18 protein-coding genes and 1 tRNA gene are annotated in these 19,522 nt (G+C 47.0%); 13 read left to right on the top strand and 6 right to left on the bottom strand.

From position 1 onward, the window contains the following. Positions 1–81: 81 nt before the first annotated feature. Positions 82–158 (bottom strand) — tRNA-Met (locus tag O3A65_06325). Positions 159–343: 185 nt separating this feature from the next. Between O3A65_06325 and O3A65_06320 the strand changes: the two genes are divergently transcribed. The 3 genes from O3A65_06320 (at position 344) to O3A65_06310 (ending at position 3,034) form a co-directional block, all read left to right on the top strand. Continuing rightward, entirely contained in the window at positions 344–868 is a 525-nt protein-coding gene (locus O3A65_06320; protein MDA1332086.1) for a DUF2939 domain-containing protein, read from the top strand. A 260-nt stretch (positions 869–1,128) separates the two neighbouring features. Continuing rightward, positions 1,129–2,289: an FAD-dependent monooxygenase gene (locus O3A65_06315; protein MDA1332085.1), complete on the top strand. Its 1,161-nt coding sequence runs from the start codon at positions 1,129–1,131 to the stop codon at positions 2,287–2,289. 25 nt (positions 2,290–2,314) lie between these two features. Then, positions 2,315–3,034, top strand: coding sequence for a DsbC family protein (locus O3A65_06310; protein MDA1332084.1), 720 nt, complete (start codon positions 2,315–2,317; stop codon positions 3,032–3,034). 27 nt (positions 3,035–3,061) lie between these two features. Here the strand turns inward: O3A65_06310 and O3A65_06305 are convergent, their stop codons facing one another. Together O3A65_06305 and apaG are read right to left on the bottom strand one after the other, a co-directional pair. Beyond that, positions 3,062–4,351, bottom strand: coding sequence for an MltA domain-containing protein (locus tag O3A65_06305; GenBank protein ID MDA1332083.1), 1,290 nt, complete (start codon positions 4,349–4,351; stop codon positions 3,062–3,064). Positions 4,352–4,493: 142 nt separating this feature from the next. Beyond that, positions 4,494–4,877 carry a Co2+/Mg2+ efflux protein ApaG gene (gene apaG / locus O3A65_06300; GenBank protein MDA1332082.1) on the bottom strand — a complete coding sequence of 128 codons (384 nt, stop codon included), beginning with the start codon at positions 4,875–4,877 and terminating at the stop codon, positions 4,494–4,496. 120 nt (positions 4,878–4,997) lie between these two features. Here apaG and rpe point away from each other — a divergent pair, with 120 nt between their 5' ends. The 5 genes from rpe to O3A65_06275 all read left to right on the top strand — a co-directional run bounded on the left by rpe (position 4,998) and on the right by O3A65_06275 (position 9,293). Next, the gene (gene rpe / locus O3A65_06295; protein MDA1332081.1) at positions 4,998–5,657 is read left to right on the top strand and encodes a ribulose-phosphate 3-epimerase; all 660 of its coding nucleotides are present in this window, start codon (positions 4,998–5,000) and stop codon (positions 5,655–5,657) included. A 47-nt stretch (positions 5,658–5,704) separates the two neighbouring features. Continuing rightward, entirely contained in the window at positions 5,705–6,403 is a 699-nt protein-coding gene (locus tag O3A65_06290) for a phosphoglycolate phosphatase (GenBank protein MDA1332080.1), read from the top strand. Positions 6,404–6,493: 90 nt separating this feature from the next. Continuing rightward, positions 6,494–7,963, top strand: coding sequence for an anthranilate synthase component I (gene trpE, locus O3A65_06285; protein ID MDA1332079.1), 1,470 nt, complete (start codon positions 6,494–6,496; stop codon positions 7,961–7,963). Positions 7,964–8,114: 151 nt separating this feature from the next. Continuing rightward, positions 8,115–8,510, top strand: a complete 396-nt coding sequence (locus O3A65_06280) for a PAS domain-containing protein (GenBank protein ID MDA1332078.1) — start codon at positions 8,115–8,117, stop codon at positions 8,508–8,510. A 168-nt stretch (positions 8,511–8,678) separates the two neighbouring features. After that, complete coding sequence (locus O3A65_06275; protein MDA1332077.1) at positions 8,679–9,293, top strand: glutathione S-transferase N-terminal domain-containing protein; 615 nt, start codon at positions 8,679–8,681, stop codon at positions 9,291–9,293. A gap of 127 nt (positions 9,294–9,420) precedes the next feature. Here O3A65_06275 and metH read toward each other — a convergent pair whose 3' ends face one another. Genes metH through O3A65_06260 form a run of 3 tightly spaced genes read right to left on the bottom strand, consistent with a single transcriptional unit; the run spans position 9,421 to position 14,292 of the window. Next, on the bottom strand, positions 9,421–13,092 hold the full coding sequence (gene metH / locus O3A65_06270; GenBank protein MDA1332076.1) for a methionine synthase: 3,672 nt from the start codon (positions 13,090–13,092) through the stop codon (positions 9,421–9,423). Then, a complete protein-coding gene (metF, locus tag O3A65_06265) occupies positions 13,089–13,967 on the bottom strand; it encodes a methylenetetrahydrofolate reductase [NAD(P)H] (protein MDA1332075.1) in 879 nt (292 codons plus the stop codon). The genes metH and metF overlap by 4 nt, the downstream gene beginning before the upstream one ends. Further along, positions 13,960–14,292, bottom strand: a complete 333-nt coding sequence (locus O3A65_06260) for a PLP-dependent transferase (protein ID MDA1332074.1) — start codon at positions 14,290–14,292, stop codon at positions 13,960–13,962. Before O3A65_06260 ends, metF begins: the two co-directional genes overlap by 8 nt. A 729-nt stretch (positions 14,293–15,021) precedes the next feature. On the opposite strand from O3A65_06260, the gene O3A65_06255 reads away from it, so the two are divergent. The 5 genes from O3A65_06255 (at position 15,022) to O3A65_06235 (ending at position 19,469) form a co-directional block, all read left to right on the top strand. Beyond that, positions 15,022–15,261 carry a hypothetical protein gene (locus O3A65_06255; protein MDA1332073.1) on the top strand — a complete coding sequence of 80 codons (240 nt, stop codon included), beginning with the start codon at positions 15,022–15,024 and terminating at the stop codon, positions 15,259–15,261. Between the two features lie 273 nt (positions 15,262–15,534). Beyond that, complete coding sequence (locus O3A65_06250; GenBank protein MDA1332072.1) at positions 15,535–16,107, top strand: aminodeoxychorismate/anthranilate synthase component II; 573 nt, start codon at positions 15,535–15,537, stop codon at positions 16,105–16,107. Further along, on the top strand, positions 16,104–17,123 hold the full coding sequence (gene trpD / locus O3A65_06245) for an anthranilate phosphoribosyltransferase (GenBank protein ID MDA1332071.1): 1,020 nt from the start codon (positions 16,104–16,106) through the stop codon (positions 17,121–17,123). Before O3A65_06250 ends, trpD begins: the two co-directional genes overlap by 4 nt. Before the next feature lie 32 nt (positions 17,124–17,155). Continuing rightward, positions 17,156–17,956 carry an indole-3-glycerol phosphate synthase TrpC gene (trpC, locus tag O3A65_06240; GenBank protein MDA1332070.1) on the top strand — a complete coding sequence of 267 codons (801 nt, stop codon included), beginning with the start codon at positions 17,156–17,158 and terminating at the stop codon, positions 17,954–17,956. Positions 17,957–18,299: 343 nt separating this feature from the next. After that, positions 18,300–19,469, top strand: a complete 1,170-nt coding sequence (locus tag O3A65_06235) for a porin (protein ID MDA1332069.1) — start codon at positions 18,300–18,302, stop codon at positions 19,467–19,469. Positions 19,470–19,522: the final 53 nt, after the last annotated feature.

Genomic DNA, 19,522 nt, shown 5'->3' with positions numbered 1-19,522 from the left:
GCTACAGACAGCAAAAAACCCCTGAAGGCTTTATTCTTCAAGGGCTTTTTGGTAGATGCTGGGCATCCCTAAAACCAAATATGGTGGCGAATCAGGGATTTGAACCCCGGACCTGCGGATTATGATTCCGTCGCTCTAACCAGCTGAGCTAATTCGCCGAACTGTGAATTGTAGCAAATTGATGGCGGCGCTGACTTAATGTGCAGGACTGTGCTGACTTTGCCCTAAGAAATTTCAATGTCGTATAAAACGACAAAGTTTTGATTGATAAAAAGTGATTCAATCAAACCAATGAATTATCGTATCTATGTCCTCTACTGATACTTTTATGAGAAATTTATAAATGAACAATAAGATTAAGATTTATTTTCTGCTGACTATTGCCATTTTAAGCACTTGGCTTTTCTTTACTCCGCATTTAGCTGTTAATTCCATGAAGTCAGCAGCAGAGGCAAGGGATGTAAGTAAATTAGCCAGTTATGTTGATTTTCCTGCATTTAAAGAAAGTCTTAAGATGTCGATTAACGCTACGGTCTCTGCAGAAGTAGATAAGAAGGAGCAAGAGGGCGTTCCATTTGCAACCTTAGGCGCGGCCATGGTCATGGCCTTTGTGGACCCACTGATTGATGAATTAGTAAGTCCTGAAGGTTTGGCAATGATGATGAAAGGGGAAAAGCCAAATCTTAATGAAGAATCCACAAACCACAAAACTCAATCTGGTACAGATATATCTATGTCATATGACGACATTAATCGATTTATTGTGGCTGTAAAGAAAAAGGACGAAGCTGGAAAACCTTTACGTTTAATCTTCAGCCGTGATGGCATTTTTTCTTGGAAGCTAACCGCGGTCGATCTTGGAAGCTAACCATGGTAGATATACCCTTTTAGATTATTGGTTTTTCCGACAACCGCCTGCAGATACAAAGAGCACCGACAATTGCCCACATTTAATTCCACACAAATCTATATTTACGCGGATACCTCGACTGTGCCACTGTAAGACCCGGCTGAGCTAAATCGCCACATGTCTTACGCAGAGTAGGGCCGGTAGATCACAGTCAAGCCCGTGAATTGTCAAGAAAGGCATTCTGAGCATGAAGGCTGGATGGCCGGTAAACTGAAGGTATGAACAATTATGATGTTTTAGTTGCAGGTGCTGGCACAGTTGGTTGTGCGACAGCTGTCACCTTGTCAAGGCTAGATCTTCGAGTAGCTATAATTGCGCCGAAAACTCCTATCTTGGATGTTTTGTCCGATTCGCTCATGGGGAGGCCCTATTCTAACCGGGTATTTGCGATACGACCATCAACTAAACGATTCTTGATGGATTCGCATTTTTGGGATGACATTTCAAAAGAAAGAGTCCAGCTCGTTAGGCGCATGCAAGTTGACGGGGCCTCCCGTCCAAGTCTCACCTTGGATGCTCATGATGCGGGCGTTCTTGAGTTGGCGTGTATTGTTGAGAACGATAACCTCAAACGGGCTGTCGGCGTGCATCTTCGCCGTGATCAGTCATTAGAACTACTCTGTGGCGAAATTCTCTCCATCGAGCAGATGCCGGGCTTTGTCAGGGTGCTCACGTCTTTGGGCGAAATGACCTGTAAGTTGTTAGTGGCAGCCGATGGGAGTGAGTCGTTGGTCCGGAAGTTTTCTGGATTGAGCGTGGCAACGCGTGACTATGAGTGCACGGGCTTGGTGGCAAACTTTACGGTTGCGCGGGCGCATCAAAATGTGGCCTACCAGTGGATGGGTAAAGATGGGGTGATTGCTTACTTACCGCTGCCGGGAAACTTAGTGTCGATGGTCTGGTCTGTGACAGATGAGCTTGCACACGACATCGATGAGCACGTATTGTGCGATTTATTGGCTAAGCGCTATGACCCACTGAAGATCAGCGGTCTTGAGAGCGCCATTGGACGTTTCCCGCTTCGTCGGGTATTACCTCAAAGTGTAGCGTTAGGAAGGGTGGTATTGGTCGGCGATGCCGCGCATCAATTTTTACCTCTAGCAGGTCAAGGGTTAAATGTAGGTTTGAGTGATACAGCGAAGCTGTGTTTCTTAATTAAACAGTACGGGACGACCGATCCTGGAAGTTTGTCGGTGGTTAATCGGTATCGCCGAGCGAGAAAAGAAGAGATTGAAAGTTTGACGTGGTTCACAGAAGCTATACACGATATAGCAGTTGATGGATCTGAACTGTGCCATTCTTTTCAAGATCTCGGGTTTGCTTCGGTTCGACATTCAAATATTTTAAGACGGTTTTTTATTGATAAGGCGATGGGTTAATTCAAGTGGAGTGAGGGGCAAGAGAATGTATAAGTGTTTACTGTTATTTTTGATTGTTGTGATGGGTAGCGCTAATGCGAATGAGGCGACTTTGGAGGATAAACTTCGAGACCGATTTCCAACAGCATCCATTGATTCAATTTCAGAGACGAAAATTTTGGGACTGTATGAGATTGTTATCAGTGGCTCCATATACTACGTCGATGAGGATTTTACGTATTTGTTTGACGGCGAGTTAACTGAACTGAGTTCGATGCGTAACGTGACTTCTGAGAGGGCCTCTGAAATTGAGAGGGCGGAGCTAAAAAAAGTTGCCGTCCCTTTCCATGAATTACCTTTCGAGATGGCGATTAAACGTGTTTATGGCACAGGCGAGAGAGAGTTCGCTTATTTTGCAGATCCCAACTGTGGGTACTGTCGTAAGTTTGATAAAGAAACTTTGGGGAACATAACGGATGCGACACTCTATCTTTTTCTTTATCCCGTGATCACTGCACAGTCGATCCCAATTTCCAAATCAATTTGGTGCTCTGCTAATGCCTCTGGGGCTTGGGATGCGTTCATATTTGATGGCATTGTTCCTGGGGGTCAAGGTGACTGTAACAACCCTATCGATCAGATCGTGGAATTTGGTAAAAAGATGTCGGTGAGAGCGACGCCAACACTTTTTTTCAGTGATGGCTCACGAGCAAGTGGTGCGCTGAGTTTGGAACAATTAGAGGCACGCCTGACACCTGCTAAATAGGCAGTATGAGAGGGTTTTTGGTGATGCTTATTCTTGGTTCTCGGGCGCGAGGAAAGTTTTGGGTATGAGTACCCACATCAAACCCTCCTGCTTCATTTTTCCTGCATTGATCGCGGCCGATTCGCCAAAGCCCCAAAAGTAGTCCGCGCGAACAGCACCTTTGATAGCGCCACCCCTGTCCTGAGCGAACATAAGCTGATTCAAGGGATCGGATGAATTTGGCCATGATGTGGCTAAGTACACGGGAAAGCCAGCTGGGATATAAGTGTCATCGACCGCGATGCTGCGGTTAGCCGTGAGTGGAACGCCTAGCGATCCGATCGGCCCGCCAAGGTTTGCTGGCAGCTTTCTGAAAAACACATACGACGGATTTTCCTGCAGTAGCGTGTCTATCTTGTCCGGATTGCGTTCTCCCCAAAGTTTGATGCCTTGCATCGATGCTTGACTCAGTTTGAGCTCGCCTTTGGAGACCAATGATTTGCCGATAGATCGATATGGGTGGCCATTAGACTTCGCAAATCCGAGACGAATGATGCTGCCATCGTCCAGCTGAATGCGACCAGAGCCTTGAATTTGCAAGAAAAATAATTCGACTTTATCTTTGACCCACAGAATTTCTTTGCCGTGAAGGTTTGCTAACCCTTTGTCGATTTCTTCGCGTGTGAAGTAAGGTATTAAATCCGTCCCAGATCTCCGGCCAACACCTCTAAATTCTTTGAATAAAGGGTATTGCCTGACATCAACCGAGACTAAGTCATCGGGTACTCCGTAAGCAGGATAGGGATAGTCGCGTGAGCGCTTTACGCTCCCCTGTAGGAGCGGTTCGTAGTACCCCGTTACGAGTCCTGATGAAGCACCATCCTGATTATTCACTTTGAATGGTACAAAATGAGTCTCGTAGAATTGTCGTTGATTTACTTTGGACATGTGTTTCAAAGATTGCGCTTGTTGGCACGGGAGCGTCCATTCAGCATATTTATCGAGTACAGTGCAGGATTGTAAAAGCGCCGATGTACCGTCAGAAATCTCGTCCGTGAGCCATCCTGGCAAATCTTTCCAGCCGGCAAGGGTCAAGTGAGTTTTAGATTTGAGTCCAAATGAGCTGAATAAGGTCGGTTTGATCGCGATTGAAGCATCTCGCGGGACGGAGGTCCTTGATTCTTTGCTGGTGGGCGTGGAAATCTGTTCGGGAGGCGTGGAAATCTGTTCGGGAGGCGCGGGATCTTTCTTAACTGGTGGCGAGGAGCAGGCGATTAGGATATTGATTAGGACCACCTGAGTCCAAATATTTAGGTTTGTGGCTGGGGTAGAATTCATGTGTTTCAATTAATTTGGTATTCGAGCCATGTATTGGGCTATTTTTGAGATTTTATTGGGCCTCGGTTTATTCATTTTTATCGTTTGGTGGACCCTACCTAAAAATAAAAATAAGTAGGCAACGCGTATTTTGACATTGAGGTCAGTGTAATACCCTTGGCACGCTAAGCGTAAATTGTGGGATTTCGGCATCAAATTCAATGCCGTCAGAGGCGCGCATTTTATAAGAACCCTCCATCAGCCCAACTGGCGTATCAATCGAGGCGGCACTCGTGTATTCGAAGTATTCCCCTGGACTTAGGTTTGGAAATTCTCCCACCACCCCTTCGCCCCGAACCTGTTCTACTTTCTCGTTGGCATCAGTGATCACCCAGTGGCGGCTAAGTAATTGCGCTCGGATGGTACCCGTATTTTGAATGCGAATGCGATAGGCAAAAAAGTATCGTGACTGTTCGGGGTTAGATTGCTCGGGAATAAAAAAAGATTCCGTAGTTACGGTGACTTCATATTTTGGTTTTTCAGACATGATGCGTATTGTATCGGTAAATAGATCAAATTTAGTAATGGTTTAGTGCTCTCGAGGCGAGTATTTATTGGGTGGCTCGGTGTTTCGGTTTAGAATAAACGTAAAGGAACCCGCAAAATTATGAGAGACATCCGCATAGCGCCGAGTATTTTGTCTGCCGACTTCTCACGACTCGGAGAAGAAGTGCGTGCGGTTGAGGCCGCAGGCGCTGACCTCATTCACTTTGACGTGATGGATAATCACTATGTACCTAATTTGACCTTTGGCCCTATTGTGTGTGCATCGATTAGACCGCACACAAAATTGCTTATTGATGTGCATTTAATGGTCGAGCCAGTAGATGCTTTGGCTACGGAGTTTGCCAAAGCGGGTGCTGACTTGATCAGTTTCCATCCGGAGGCGACACAACACGTGGATAGGACGATTAATCTGATCAGGGATTCTGGATGTAAGGTCGGATTGGCATTCAATCCCGCGAGCCCACTTCATGTGTTGGATTGGACGCTCGATAAGATCGATTTGGTCCTGATCATGTCTGTAAACCCGGGCTTTGGAGGCCAAAGTTTTCTTGAGCATTCTCTGGAAAAAATCGCTGAGGTCCGTGATTTGATAGATCTGTCTGGTTGCGATGTATGGCTTGAGGTCGATGGGGGGATCAAAGTCGATAACATCGCGTCAGTTGCTGAGGCGGGTGCGGACACCTTTGTGGCAGGTTCTGCTATTTTTGGTGGGGTCGACTATAAAGACATCATCGGTCAGATGAAAAAGCAGATCTCTTAACCTTAGCAGATAGTGAACGTGTTCAGCGCCACATCGAAGCCATTCGCGTGTCAACTCAATCGGTAGTGCCTCCAGCTGTTTTTGAGGTCAGTGTCGTGGCGTTTGACTTAGACGGCACCTTAGTCGACACGCTCCCTGACCTGCACACGGCAACCAACCTGATGTTGTATGACCTCGGGTATGAGGGGGTTAGCAGTGATACTGTGCGTCAGTATATTGGCCAAGGGATTGAGTATCTTTTACAAGAGCTCTTTAATGAATTAAACATCAGTCAGGCGACGATTAATTTTGAAGAGGCTGCCCAACAGTTCAGAGCTCATTATGCGCAACACGTGTGTGATCAATCGATGTTGTTTCCCGGGATTGCAAACACGCTGGAAGGTCTCAAGCGTTTGGGCATTGGCCTAGCCTGCCTTACCAATAAAAGCGAACTATTTACAGTCCCAATCTTGAAAAAACTAGAGATCTGGGATTATTTTCAAGAAGTAGTGTGTGGCGATACGTTCGCCAAACGAAAACCGGACCCTTTGCCGCTGCGTGAGCTTGCGGCCCGTTTTGGTATGAAACCGGATCGTGTTTTGATGGTGGGAGATTCGAAGACGGATACAGTATGTGCGCGCAATGCTGGCGCTCCAGTGGTGTGTGTCCCTTACGGGTATCGATCAGGAATGGCGCTGACTGAGCTTGACTGTGACAGAGTCCTTAATGACCCTATGGATCTAATCAAGCTTGTCAGGAAAGTGTGAATATAAACAGCGTCTATAATGGATAATCATACGCATCCTAAAGGCACGCGTTAAGTTGATGGTGCTGACACCCAGATTGTTGAGCTTATTGTGAATAAAGAAGATTTTGAGAGTTTGGCGGACCAAGGTTTTAACCATGTGCCACTGATGGTGGAATCGTTTGCTGATCTCGATACGCCGCTATCTATTTATTTGAAGTTCGCAAATAAGCCGTTTTCCTATTTATTGGAGTCGGTACAGGGCGGCGAGCGCTTTGGGCGCTATTCATTTATCGGATTACACTCCAGGATTCGTTACGAGGTGCGTGGCCACACGTGCTGTGAAATTCACGATGATGTCGTTGTTTCAGAGATTGAAAGTGCCGATCCTATTGATTGGATTTCGGAGTTGCAAAAAAGGACCAAAGCATATTACCGAGACGATTTGCCTCGATTTCTGGGTGGCTTGGTGGGTTATTTTGGGTACGAGACGATTCATTTGATCGAGAAGCGTGTTGGCGGACGTGACCACAAATTTGATCCGATTGATTGCCCAGATATTCTTCTGCTTCATTCGGACGAGGTGATCGTTTATGATAATTTAGCTGCGAAGCTCTACTTTGTTGTGTTCGCTAACCCGCAGGAGTCGGACTCTTACGAGCGCGGCCAAAAGCGTCTGACCGAGTTATTTAGCGCGTTGCGTGGGTCTGTGCCCGAGACGGCCGAGGTGAGGCGTGATTTAGAGACGCCTCACGAGGAAACTCCGGAGGAGGTTTTTGCTGAGAGTGTCTTGCGCGCGAAACAGTACATCTATGAAGGGGACATCATGCAGGTTGTGTTGTCGCAACGCATGTCGGTGCCCTTTCAGTCTCCACCGTTGTCGCTCTATCGCGCCTTACGTGCGCTGAACCCATCGCCATATATGTTTTATTTCAATTTGAGAGATTTTCATATCGTTGGCGCCTCCCCGGAAATTTTGGTGCGGTTGGAAAAAGATATGGTGACGTTAAGACCGATTGCAGGTACGCGACCTCGGGGGGCTACGAGAGAAGAGGATTTGGCACATGAGCAGGATCTTTTGGCGGACTCTAAAGAGATTGCAGAGCATGTGATGCTCATGGACCTTGGCCGTAATGATTTAGGTCGGGTGGCCGCAGTTGGGACGGTTAAGGTCACCGATCAAATGATCATTGAGCGCTACTCGCACGTCATGCACATTGTTTCGAATGTCGAGGGCACCCTGTTGGAGGGGTTATCTGCGATTGACGTCTTGCGGGCTAGCTTCCCTGCGGGAACGGTGTCCGGCGCGCCTAAAGTTCGCGCGATGGAAATCATTGATGAGTTGGAGCCGAGCAAGCGAGGTATCTATGCCGGTGCTGTCGGTTATTTGGGATTTAATGGTGATATGGATTTGGCGATTGCTATTCGAACGGCGGTGATTAAAGACAATATGCTGTACGTGCAGGCTGGCGCAGGAATCGTGGCGGACTCCCTGCCTAAAAACGAGTGGATTGAGACCAAAAATAAAGCCAAAGCGATTCTTAGGGCGGCAGAAATTGCCGAAGCAGGGCTGAATCGTTAGCGTCACGTCCATACCTAGCGCCAACCGCGTTTAGCTACAATGTGCCATTGAGACGGTGAGATAAAGACCATATGGTATTATGGATTAAGTTGAGGTTAAATTTAACAACCTATTTGTTACAATTTTTTTTTGAAAAATTATAAGGAAGAAAATGTCATCTTTTGAATCAATTATGAATGGCCAAGAAGGAAGTATTGAACTTTTGAAAGTTTTGGCGGATAACAGCTTTGATTCTGTTTTGATCACCGATGCCAGTTCTCGAGGAGGCATTATTTACGCAAATAAGGCGTTCAAAAAGTTGACCGGCCATGATCCCGCATCAGTAATCGGAAAGACTCCGCGAATTCTTCAAGGCTCAGGAACGGACGGCAAAGTCATAAAACGGCTCGCTACAGCATTGAAATCGGGTAAACGTTTCGAAGGTAAAGCAATAAATTACAAAAAAGATGGTACCCCTTTCATCATGTATTGGCGTGTTCTGCCGATCAAGGTAAAAAGAATAATTGTCGCGTGGGTAGCTATTCAACGAGAAGGTTCAGTCATATAAGCACCATCTTAGATGAGCCAGGCTGTAAAAAAATGTAATCCAATGGATCCTGTAATATTTTTGTCCTGTGCTGACCCACGTTCGAGTCCAGTATTCTGCAAGTGATCAGGCCACTGACATTCATGCAGGGATTGCCTTATAAAAGTACCGCTATCAGGGGAGAAGTTAATGAAATTACTGGGATATACTGGCAGTCCTTATGTTCGTAAGGCCTGCATCGTAGCCGAGGAGAAGCGGAGCCATTACGAAATTGTCGCAGCCAGTCCGTCAGATCCGGCCTCCGGGGTCCAGGCAGCTAATCCCTTGGGCAAGATCCCGGTGCTAATCTGCGACGATGGGAGCGCCATTTATGACTCGGTCGTTATCGTCGAATATCTCGATGGCTTGGGTGCGGGTACCAAACTTATCCCAGAGACTTTTGCCGACCGCATCCAAGTGAAGCGCTGGGAAGCCCTCGGCGATGGTATTGCCGAAGCGACTATTTCGATTGTCGTTGACCAGCGCTTACCTGCCGCCGAGCAGCGGGGCGAGACGCTGTATACGAAGCAAAAGAAAAAGATTGATGCGGGGCTGGCAACGATGGAAAAAGACTTGGGTTCTAGGCAATTCTGCCATGGTACGCGTTTCACGCTCGCTGATATTGCTTGCGGTGTTGCCCTCGGGTACCTCGACCAGGCGATGCCGAAGTTCGATTGGCGGAAAACACACCCCGGGCTGGGTCAGCTAGCCGAACGGCTGGCGGCACGCGAGGCGTTCATCAAGACAAAGTACGTTCCAGCTTAACGGTTCTGCTCGTCCGGGATCTGCGCGGGTATCAAGGCGGATTATCTGGAATAGTAGCCAGACAGAACAACAAAAGGTTAGCGTCGATATGCTACTGATGATCGATCATGAGCATGGCGGTTAACACTTACCCCAGTACCGGAGAGAGCCACTTCAAGCTTTCTCCTTCTTCCTCTTGACGTATTTGACTGTATGTAGCGACTTGGTCCTTACCTATAGTCCCAAGCATAAAGTAACGTGCATCAGGATGAGCAAAATAAAACCCACTGACGGATGATGTCGGCCACATAGCAAGACTATCCGTTAATGAAATTCCGGTCCCAGCCTCGACATCCAAGAAATCCCAAAGCGTGCGTTTCTCTCTATGATCAGGACACGATGGATAACCCGGTGCAGGACGTATGCCGCGATACCGTTCACGAATAAGTCCTTCATTATCTAAATTTTCGTCAGTGACGTAACCCCAAAATTCAGTGCGCACTCTTCGATGTAAGTGTTCAACAAAACTTTCGGCTAAACGGTCGGCCAAAACTTTCAGCAGGATAGCTCGATAATCATCGTGCCCGACCTCATAACGCGTAACATGCGGCTCGATTCCATGACCAGTTGTAACCGCAAATCCACCAATATAATCAAGAATCCCGGCATTTTTTGGAGCAATAAAATCAGACAAACACAACTGCGGTTTACCATCGGGTAGAGGTCTCTGCTGCCTTAACCAATGAGTCCGTGCAATTTCCCGATCATGATCATGAGGGTCAAGTATCACGATGCTGTTACCCTCCGAATACGCTGGAAAACATCCAAACACGGCATCCGCTCTGAGCCACTTTTCATCGATAATTTGCTTCAGCATCTCTTGTGCGTCGTTAAATAATTTACGGGCCTCCGGCCCTTTCCTCGGATCATTCAAAATCTCCGGAAATTTTCCACTAAACTCCCACGCATTAAAGAACGGCATCCAATCAATTGTTTCTACTAAATTGTGAAGCGGATAATCACTTAAGACCTGTCTACCCAAAACTTTAGGTACGGTTATGGTATTTTCATCAAAGACAAGTCTTGCTCCCATTGAATTTGCATCAGCTATCGACAATAATTTTTTTGCCGTACGACCAGAGTGAACCCGCCGCTTGCGATCATGATCCGCTTTAATCTCTGCGCAGAAATCTTCTCGATGAGTACCCAACAGTTTCGACGCTACCCCAACCGCTCGACTTGCATCTTTTACATAAAGTACAGAATGCGAATATGCTGGATCGATTTTTACCGAAGTATGCGCAGGACTTGTGGTTGCGCCACCAATTAACAAAGGCACATTAAAATTCTGGCGCTCCATTTCAGAGGCAACATACACCATCTCATCGAGTGATGGTGTGATAAGGCCAGACAAGCCAATAATATCGGCATTATGTTCACGAGCTGCATCTAAGATTTTCTGCGCAGGAACCATAACACCAAGATCTATTACCTTGAAATTATTACACTGCAGGACAACGCCAACAATATTTTTACCGATATCGTGCACATCGCCCTTTACCGTAGCCATAATGATGATTCCATGCTCCCGGCTCTTATCGCCAGTCGCCTCCTTCTCTGCATCGATAAAGGGAATCAAATGTGCAACCGCTTTCTTCATGACCCGAGCAGACTTGACAACTTGTGGTAAGAACATCTTACCAGCACCAAATAAATCACCGACAGTATTCATCCCATCCATTAGAGGACCTTCGATTACGTCTAATGGCCGCATGGCCTTCAATCGCGCCTCTTCCGTATCCTGCACTACATGGGTGTCAATTCCTTTAACGAGCGCGTAAGACAAACGCTCCTCACAGGAGGTGCTGCGCCACTCTCCTACCTTATCATCTTGAATTGCTTTTCCGAGATTAAAACGGGGTGCCGCATCAACCAATCGTTCAGTTGCATCTTGGCGACGATTCAGAATGACGTCTTCCACTAAATCCCGCAACTCTAAATCAATATCCGCATAGATCGCTAGCTGACTAGCATTAACAATCCCCATGCAAAGACCTTCGCGAATGGCGTGGTAAAGAAAAACAGTGTGCATTGCTTCGCGAACAGTGTTGTTACCTCGAAACGAAAAAGATACGTTCGAGATACCTCCGGATATATAACTGTGTCGGCAACGACTACGGATATCCCGACAAGCAGCAATAAAGTCCATAGCGTAGCCGTCATGCTCCTCCATTCCAGTTGCAACGGCGAACACATTAGGATCAAAAATTATATCTTCAGGAGGGAAATTTAGTAATTCTGTCAACAACTTATATGATCTGTCACAAATTTCCCGTTTTCTCGCTTGCGTATCAGCTTGGCCTTTCTCATCAAAAGCCATGACGATAACCGCGAAGCCATAACGACGAATCTTCTGCGCCTGCTCCAAAAACTGTTTTTCCCCTTCTTTTAATGAAATTGAGTTGATAATGCCTTTACCTTGCACACATTGCATTCCCGCCTCTAGCACCCCCCACTTCGACGAATCAATCATCACCGGCACACGAGAAATATCAGGTTCTGAAGCAATCAAATTGAGAAAAGTCACCATCGCCGCTTGGGAATCAAGCATTCCCTCGTCCATGTTGATATCAATAATCTGTGCGCCATTTTCAACTTGTTGCCGAGCAATTGTTAATGCATCATTGAACTGATTATTGAGAATTAAACGTTTAAACGCCGCAGAACCAGTCACGTTCGTACGTTCACCAACATTGACAAAACCAGTCGTTTCATCAGCAATGAAAGGTTCAAGACCACTTAACCTCATCACTGGTTCAAACTCTGGTATTGAGCGAGGAGATAATCCCTTTACTTGTTCCGCGATCAACCGAATATGTTCAGGTGTCGTGCCACAGCAGCCTCCGACAATATTCACTAATCCGCTTCGCGCGTACTCAGCGACGATGCCAGCCATCTCCCTTGGTTCTAAATCATATTCGCCAAACTGATTCGGGAAACCAGCGTTCGGATATGCAGACACATAGGTATCTGCAACGTGAGCTAAGTCCGCTAAAAATTGACGTAATTCTTTTGGCCCTAGCGCACAATTCAAACCAATTGTTAATGGTTTAGCATGACGAACAGCAAACCAAAAAGCTTCTGTAGTTTGTCCTGATAGAGTACGGCCTGACGCGTCTGTAATCGTGCCCGAAATCATAATGCGAATCGGAATAGTAGACTCCTGCGCAACCACATCAATTGCGTAAAGCGCAGCTTTTGCATTTAAAGTATCGAATATGGTTTCTACAAGAATGAGATCCGCGCCGCCTTCAATCAGAGCTCGCGTAGCTTCAGTATACGTCTCAACTAACTGTGCGTAAGTAATGTTACGCGCACCGGGGTCCTCAACATTCGAACTAATCGAACAGGTTCTATTTGTGGGTCCCAAAACACCTGCTACGAGAACAGGCCGCTCATTTTCCTGGTCAGCAACTTTTCGCGCAAGTCGTGCTGCCTCTAAATTCAGTTCGTAGACAAGGTCTTCCATGCCGTAATCCGACATAGAGGGAGCATTGGCGTTGAAGGTATTTGTTTCGATAATACTTGCGCCAGCATCCACATAAGCTTTATGAATTGATGCAATTAAATCAGGCTGAGTTAGAGTCAACAAGTCATTGTTACCTTTGAGATCTCGCGCATAGTCAGCAAAACGAGTTCCTCGATAATCGCTTTCATTTAAGGCAGCCCCCTGAATCATAGTACCCATTCCGCCATCTAGAATTAGGATTTCATTCGGCAGGGTGTCGAGCAGCCATTCAATGCGTTCTATTCGATTCATGTTATCTCTCGGACACCAATCGCGTGACAGACTGAGTAGCTAAGTTCAGCTCGATTTAATGTGTAAAAATGGAAGTCACGAACACCTTCGCGACATAATGCTTCGACTTGAGACACTACTACATGTGCAGCGATGTGCTGTCTTGTAGTCGCATCATTATCTAATCCAGTGAAAAGATCTCGCAACCTATTGGGCAATGACACTCCACACGACCCAGCAAAACGAACCAAGGTTTTATAGTTGGTCACCGGTAATATTCCTGGTATCAACTCTACTTCAATACCGGCAGCTGCTACCCTATCCCGAAACTTAAGAAACACAGCATCATCAAAGAAAAATTGAGTAATCGCAGTTTTAGCGCCCGCATCAACCTTACGTCTCAAACTCTCTAGATCTGCCTCCTCTGAGAGCGCTTGTGGATGGCACTCTGGGTAAGCGCCCACGATTAACTCGAAAGGATGTTGTTCAAGTAACCCTTCGACTAAGTCAGAACCAAACGCATACCCATCGCGATGCGGAACATAACTGGCCCCAACCCCACCATCAGGATCTCCTCTAAGGGCTACAAGTTTACGAATCCCCATTTGCCAATAACTGTCGGCGAGATTATTTACCTCCTCACGAGTCGCCCCGACGCATGTCAAATGCGGGACTGGATCCAGAGATGTTTCGGTAAAAATTCGCTCAATCACCCGATGCGTCCGTTCACGTGTAGAACCATCTGCCCCGTACGTTACAGAAACAAAAGAGGGATTCAAGGGCGCAAGACGCTTGACCGTTTTCCAAAGGCTAGCTTCTGTCTCAGGAGACTTAGGTGGGAAAAATTCAAAAGAAACTTTTGGTGCATGGTTTCTTATTTCTTGTCTATTATTCATTTATTATCTGTTTAACAGTTAAATCCGCATCAAGTCGAAGCAATTCATTTGAACGTCCATCAACTGCACTAACTTTCAATCGATGTCGGTGACTCGTGACAGTAGCTTTAGACGCCTGAAATCCTCGCTCGCAATCAGCTTTAATATCCTTGATCGATTCTAATTTTACCGATATGCGGATTAAATTCTTACCAATCTCTATCAAGTCACGATCGACTTGATTCAGCCGGCCATGCGTAGTGGTGGTTTCCGGATGGCAGACGGTTGTGTTGACGTCGCCCAAATTTGCCGTGAGAGGCGTCATACAGATTCGATTCAAAAACATAAATACGGATCCCCGGCCTAGACGTTAAAGCTCGAAACTTAATACTCCTCCACCGGCACGTATTTGTTTCAAAATTAGTTCGATTGCGGGTGACTCAGTAAACCAGCGTAGTGTGCTCGCGCCACTTCGGCATGATCCTCCAACCAGGTTGCAAGTTCAGTAACGCGACACATCGAGCGACTCCTTTTAGGTTTGAACGGACATCATTAAATGTCTTTGATGCGAGAATAGCCATCAGGTCATCAAGGTTTGCCCACTCATCCAAGTGCATTGAAAGATAAGGTAACTGCACTTGTCAAATAATTTTCTAATATGTATATATGCTTTTTAAACACAGATATACTTTATTTGTTATTGGCGCCCCAGCCTATCCAAAAACCTATCTAAAAAATTTAGCTGCATCGCTCCGATGCATATAAGACTATAGAATTGAAGGTAAAGTATAGTTTGCAGGCTCTCAATCTCGCTGGATATGAAATCCAGTTATCTCCTAAGGTGAAGAAATACTGGATTTCAGAGTTCAGAAAACTAAAGATTCATGCAGCAGATTAGCGAACCACAATAGGTGAGGTGCTAGAGCAATTTCTGGCTAAATACCTTAACCTAAACCTACCCTTGAAAGCCTTTTAAAGGAGAGTCAGGTCATCAAAGGAGAAGACCTGATTAAGCGGAAAGAGGATAAGGACACGGAATTGGCTTTATTAAATTGTTTTTTTATGGAGATCAAGTATGGGTATCAACACATTTAAATGCTTATTGATTGTGATGTTTGCTGTGCTGTGCGCGCCCGTATTACAAGCTGACGATAAAGTTACCTGTGGCTGCCATATCAAGGATGATAAGACCTCTTGCGCGGTCGATCTTGCGGCCGAGGCTGAGGCTCAGTGTGTTTGTGTGAAAGAAACCATGTACGGAAAACGTAAATTTAAGGCTGAAGCCTGCGTTGTTGGCGACCCAAGCCCGCAATAGCGGTGTTTAAATTAGTTTTTAGGAGTTGAATATGCAAAATACACCAGCACGACGTTCAGAATTGGGGCCTTCTCACATAGCAGCTTAAGCCCTGCACTTAGTTTACAATGTGGAAGTTAGTGTGCGGTAAGAAATAATGAAAAGAATAATAATTACCCCAATATTTTTCCCTTACCAGATGTGAAGCAGCCGCTAAAATTAGGGGTATTGGTGGGGGTATCAAACGGTATAGGCTGAATAATTACTGTTATATAACAGTAAGTTGGAATTTATATGCTCTTGATGATCGATAACTATGATTCGTTTACATTCAATCTTGTCCAGTATTTTGGTGAGTTGGGTGTCGCGGTGAAGGTACTGCGTAATGACCAGACCCATATTGCCGAGATCGAATCGCTGTCTCCTGAGTGGATCGTGATATCCCCGGGGCCATGTTCGCCGAAGCAGGCAGGGGTATCAGTGGACGTCATTCAAGCGTTTGCCGGTAAGGTGCCACTTTTTGGTGTGTGTCTCGGGCATCAATGTATTGGGTACGCTTTTGGCGGCGTGGTGACGTACGCGAAGCATCTCATGCACGGAAAGACGTCTCCCATTTGGCATGAATCACAGGGCATTTTTCGCACACTGCCGACGCCTTTCACGGCGACTCGATATCATTCATTGGCGGTTCAGAGGGAGACGCTGCCGGATTGTCTTGAGGTTACTGCCGAGACTGAGGACGGGGAAATCATGGGATTGCGTCATCGCTCGATGCCCATCGAGGGGGTGCAATTCCATCCTGAATCCATCCTGAGTGAGCATGGGCACCGGTTATTGAAAAATTTTCTGGATCAAGTCAGCGCATGATTATTAAAGACGCTATTGAATGTTTTTATCAGCGGGTCGATTTGTCTCACGATGACATGACGCAACTCATGCGCGCGATCATGTCCGGTGAGGTCTCGCCCGTATTAATAGCAGCGTTCTTGGTAGGTATTCAGGTTAAAGGCCCTACCGTTGAGGAAGTGGCGGCCGCGGCGGCCGTGATGCGGGAATTTTCGACTACTGTGCCTGTGGATCGCCCGGAGCGGCTGATTGACACCTGCGGCACGGGGGGGGACGGCAACAAAACATTTAATATCTCGACTGCATCGGCCTTTGTAGTTGCGGCCGCGGGTGGTTTTGTGGCGAAACATGGCGGGCGATCGGTGTCGAGTTCCTCGGGTAGTGCTGATGTGCTCGAAGCGCTTGGGGCGCGTCTTGATTTATCGCCCGAGTCAGTCGCCTCTTGTATTGAAGACGTGGGTATTGGTTTTATGTTTGCTCCCGCGCACCACGCTGCAATGAAATTCGCGGCACCGGTGAGGGGTGAGATGGGTGTTAGGACACTGTTTAATGTATTGGGCCCCTTGACGAACCCCGCAGGAGCCAAGCGGCAGGTCATGGGTGTTTTTGATCGACGTTTGCTGGTGCAGCAAGCCCATGTTTTGAAGCGCTTAGGTAGCACGTGCGCAATGATTGTTTATGGCGAGAACGGCTTAGATGAGATGTCTCCAAGCGGTTTGACTCACGTTGCTGAGCTTCGAGACGGTGCGGTGCGCGAGTACCAGGTGTCATTGGAGGCTCTGGGCGTTGCGCCTGTTGATTTAGATGATATTAAAGTGGCTGACTTGGCGGCGGCGGTGCGCGTTTTTAAGGGCGCGTTGTCTGGCGATCATGAACCAGCTAAGGCGGCTGTTGTGCTTAACGCCGCCGCCTCGTTTTATACGTTAGATATGGTTACGACCCTCGGTGAGGGGGTGGCTCTTGCCGCTACAACAATTGAGTCTGGCGGTGCGCAAGCGAAGCTGAATGAATTTATTACATTCACTCATCGTGATTAGTGGGCCGCAGTTTTGGTTAAAGAGGTCTGATCATGGGCTCTGAAACATCCAATATTCTCGATAAAATTCTTGAGACCAAGCGAGAGGAAATTCGTTTGACCTCATCGTTTCGTCCGCTCACAGAGTTAGAGCGTGAGTCCGAGTCGGCGCCGACAGTGCGCGGCTTTGAGTCGGCGATTCGAGCTAAGATAGCCGCCGGTAGCTCTGCAGTCATTGCGGAAATTAAAAAGGCAAGCCCCAGTAAGGGAGTTATTAGGGAGCATTTTGACCCCATAACGATTGCTCAGTCGTATGAGCAACACGGCGCGGCGTGTTTGTCGGTCCTAACCGATCGGGATTATTTCATGGGTGCGGCTGAGTATCTAGTGGCTGCGCGCGCTGCTACACGACTGCCTGTATTGCGTAAGGATTTCATCGTGGATCCGTATCAGATATTTGAGGCGCGGTGTATGGGAGCGGACTGTATTTTACTGATTGTGGCGGCCGTGAGTCAGGCCCAGCTGGAAGAGTTGGAGTGTGTGGCGATGCAATTGGGGATGTCGGTATTGGTTGAAGCGCATTCTCAAGAGGAATTTGAACGGGCGACTCGTTTGCAAACACCGCTTATCGGAGTAAACAACCGTGACCTCAGGACGTTTGAGACGTCGTTACAAACCACGTTGGATCTGATCAGTCAGTTACCGCAGGATCGAATCTTGATCACTGAGAGTGGGATTCATGCGCGTGAGGACGTGGTTTTGATGCGTGAGCGTGGCGTTCTTGCGTTCTTGGTAGGTGAAACTTTTATGCGACAGGAGGACCCTGGGGAGGCCCTAGAGTCGCTATTTCGTTGAGTGATTTGGGGCGCTTAAATTGTGCGACGCATTAAGCTGAGTTTGACTGAAAAAAATAATTTATTAATATAAATCAATAGTTTAAGCTATCTTTGTGCCCCATTCCATCCGCCCACTTCTCGGCGCTTGTTGTTTTTGGGCGACAACTCTAAGCATTTTTAGCCCACACCTCTGGTCTTGATGGATTCGATTGTGCATTATGAGGTTAATCGATCTTGAGTTAACTGAGACTTAAGGCCATCGGGATAAAGTCAATCAAGCGTTGTCAGAGTGCATCGTAGATCGTACGAGCGATTTGCTCTGCCTACACATTATATAATTACTCAGTTTTTGAGGAGATGGAATGAAAAAAACACTAGTCGCTGTAGCAGTTGCTGGCGCCCTCGCGACCCCAGCAGCAATGGCAGCAGAGTTAAGCACAAACATATATTGGTCCACCGCGATTTCAACGGGTACAATCACGAAGACGACTGCTGCTGGCGCAGTCACTGAAATAGATAGGGGTGATATTTTAGATGGTGGTGGTAACCGCCTCATGCTCCAATGGACAGACACATTAGATAACGGTCTTGGTTTGGTCGCCCATCTTTCATTCGGTAACTTAAACACCGCAGGCTCTCTTCCAGACTTTGCCATTAATACCGTCAGTGTTCGTAATGCCAACATCGGTTTGTCCGGTGACTTCGGTATGATTCAATATGGTAGTAACGAGCATTTCACCGAAACCGATCTGATTTTTGATCCGTCTTATGCTGACTATGGCAATTCCGGTGATGCGCTTTATTACACCGCGTTGGGTTCAAGTGGATTTTGGTTCACCCGTCGTGATGGAGATTCAATCTGGTACGATGGTAAAGACATGAATGGCTTTAAAGTTCGTGCAGCCTATACCTTCGGGCCAGAGGGTAGTGCCAATACGACTACCGCTAACCCAACAGGCACACAAATAGGCTTGAGTTATGCATCAGGTCCTTTAAAATTGGGCATCAATAATGCGGTATACAGTGACTACGAGAATGATGGTGGTGGTGCAGCTGGAGTATCGGGATCAGAAGCCTCGATGACAGCCTTACTCGCGTCTTATGACCTGGGTGTGGTGAACATTAAACTGGCAACTTGGTCAATAGAGCAAAGTGGTGTATCGGTGGTTCTAGGTAGTTCTGGCGGTACCGCGACAGCTATTGGGGCTAGTGGCCGCTCGATCTTCGTCGGCATGCCAGTCGGTGGTGGTACTTTGTGGGCACAATCTTCTAGTCTCGCTGATCAAGACGTAACCGTTGCTGGAGCAAAAAGTGCGAGAAGTGATTCCGGGAAAGACGGCTGGGATATTGGCTATCACCATGCGTTGAACTCGAATGTTAACTTCTTCGTGCGTTATGGCATGAGTGAGACAGGAGTCCTCTACAACGACGACCGCACTGCTCGTGTTGTTGGCGCAGATAGCGACACAGATGCTACTGATAGTTCAGCAAAAACCACTGATATGATGATTGGACTTCAGCTTAGTTACTAATCAGTAAGATGCATTAGTACTGAAGTGTTGTGAAAGAGGGGACGTTTCGTCCC

The organism is Pseudomonadota bacterium, from assembly GCA_027624715.1.
Taxonomy (GTDB): Bacteria; Pseudomonadota; Gammaproteobacteria; order Burkholderiales; family Eutrophovitaceae; genus Eutrophovita.
This window is presented reverse-complemented; position numbering and strand designations above follow the sequence as displayed.

Coding starts and splice junctions, on each gene's coding strand:
- O3A65_06250 (MDA1332072.1), top strand. CDS start 15,535: ATGCTCTTGATGATCGATAACTATGATTCGTTTACATTCAATCTTGTC.
- O3A65_06280 (MDA1332078.1), top strand. CDS start 8,115: ATGTCATCTTTTGAATCAATTATGAATGGCCAAGAAGGAAGTATTGAA.
- O3A65_06260 (MDA1332074.1), bottom strand. CDS start 14,292: ATGTTTTTGAATCGAATCTGTATGACGCCTCTCACGGCAAATTTGGGC.
- O3A65_06305 (MDA1332083.1), bottom strand. CDS start 4,351: ATGAATTCTACCCCAGCCACAAACCTAAATATTTGGACTCAGGTGGTC.
- O3A65_06315 (MDA1332085.1), top strand. CDS start 1,129: ATGAACAATTATGATGTTTTAGTTGCAGGTGCTGGCACAGTTGGTTGT.
- apaG (MDA1332082.1), bottom strand. CDS start 4,877: ATGTCTGAAAAACCAAAATATGAAGTCACCGTAACTACGGAATCTTTT.
- O3A65_06275 (MDA1332077.1), top strand. CDS start 8,679: ATGAAATTACTGGGATATACTGGCAGTCCTTATGTTCGTAAGGCCTGC.
- O3A65_06320 (MDA1332086.1), top strand. CDS start 344: ATGAACAATAAGATTAAGATTTATTTTCTGCTGACTATTGCCATTTTA.
- trpD (MDA1332071.1), top strand. CDS start 16,104: ATGATTATTAAAGACGCTATTGAATGTTTTTATCAGCGGGTCGATTTG.
- trpC (MDA1332070.1), top strand. CDS start 17,156: ATGGGCTCTGAAACATCCAATATTCTCGATAAAATTCTTGAGACCAAG.
- metH (MDA1332076.1), bottom strand. CDS start 13,092: ATGAATCGAATAGAACGCATTGAATGGCTGCTCGACACCCTGCCGAAT.
- O3A65_06310 (MDA1332084.1), top strand. CDS start 2,315: ATGTATAAGTGTTTACTGTTATTTTTGATTGTTGTGATGGGTAGCGCT.
- O3A65_06255 (MDA1332073.1), top strand. CDS start 15,022: ATGGGTATCAACACATTTAAATGCTTATTGATTGTGATGTTTGCTGTG.
- O3A65_06235 (MDA1332069.1), top strand. CDS start 18,300: ATGAAAAAAACACTAGTCGCTGTAGCAGTTGCTGGCGCCCTCGCGACC.
- rpe (MDA1332081.1), top strand. CDS start 4,998: ATGAGAGACATCCGCATAGCGCCGAGTATTTTGTCTGCCGACTTCTCA.
- metF (MDA1332075.1), bottom strand. CDS start 13,967: ATGAATAATAGACAAGAAATAAGAAACCATGCACCAAAAGTTTCTTTT.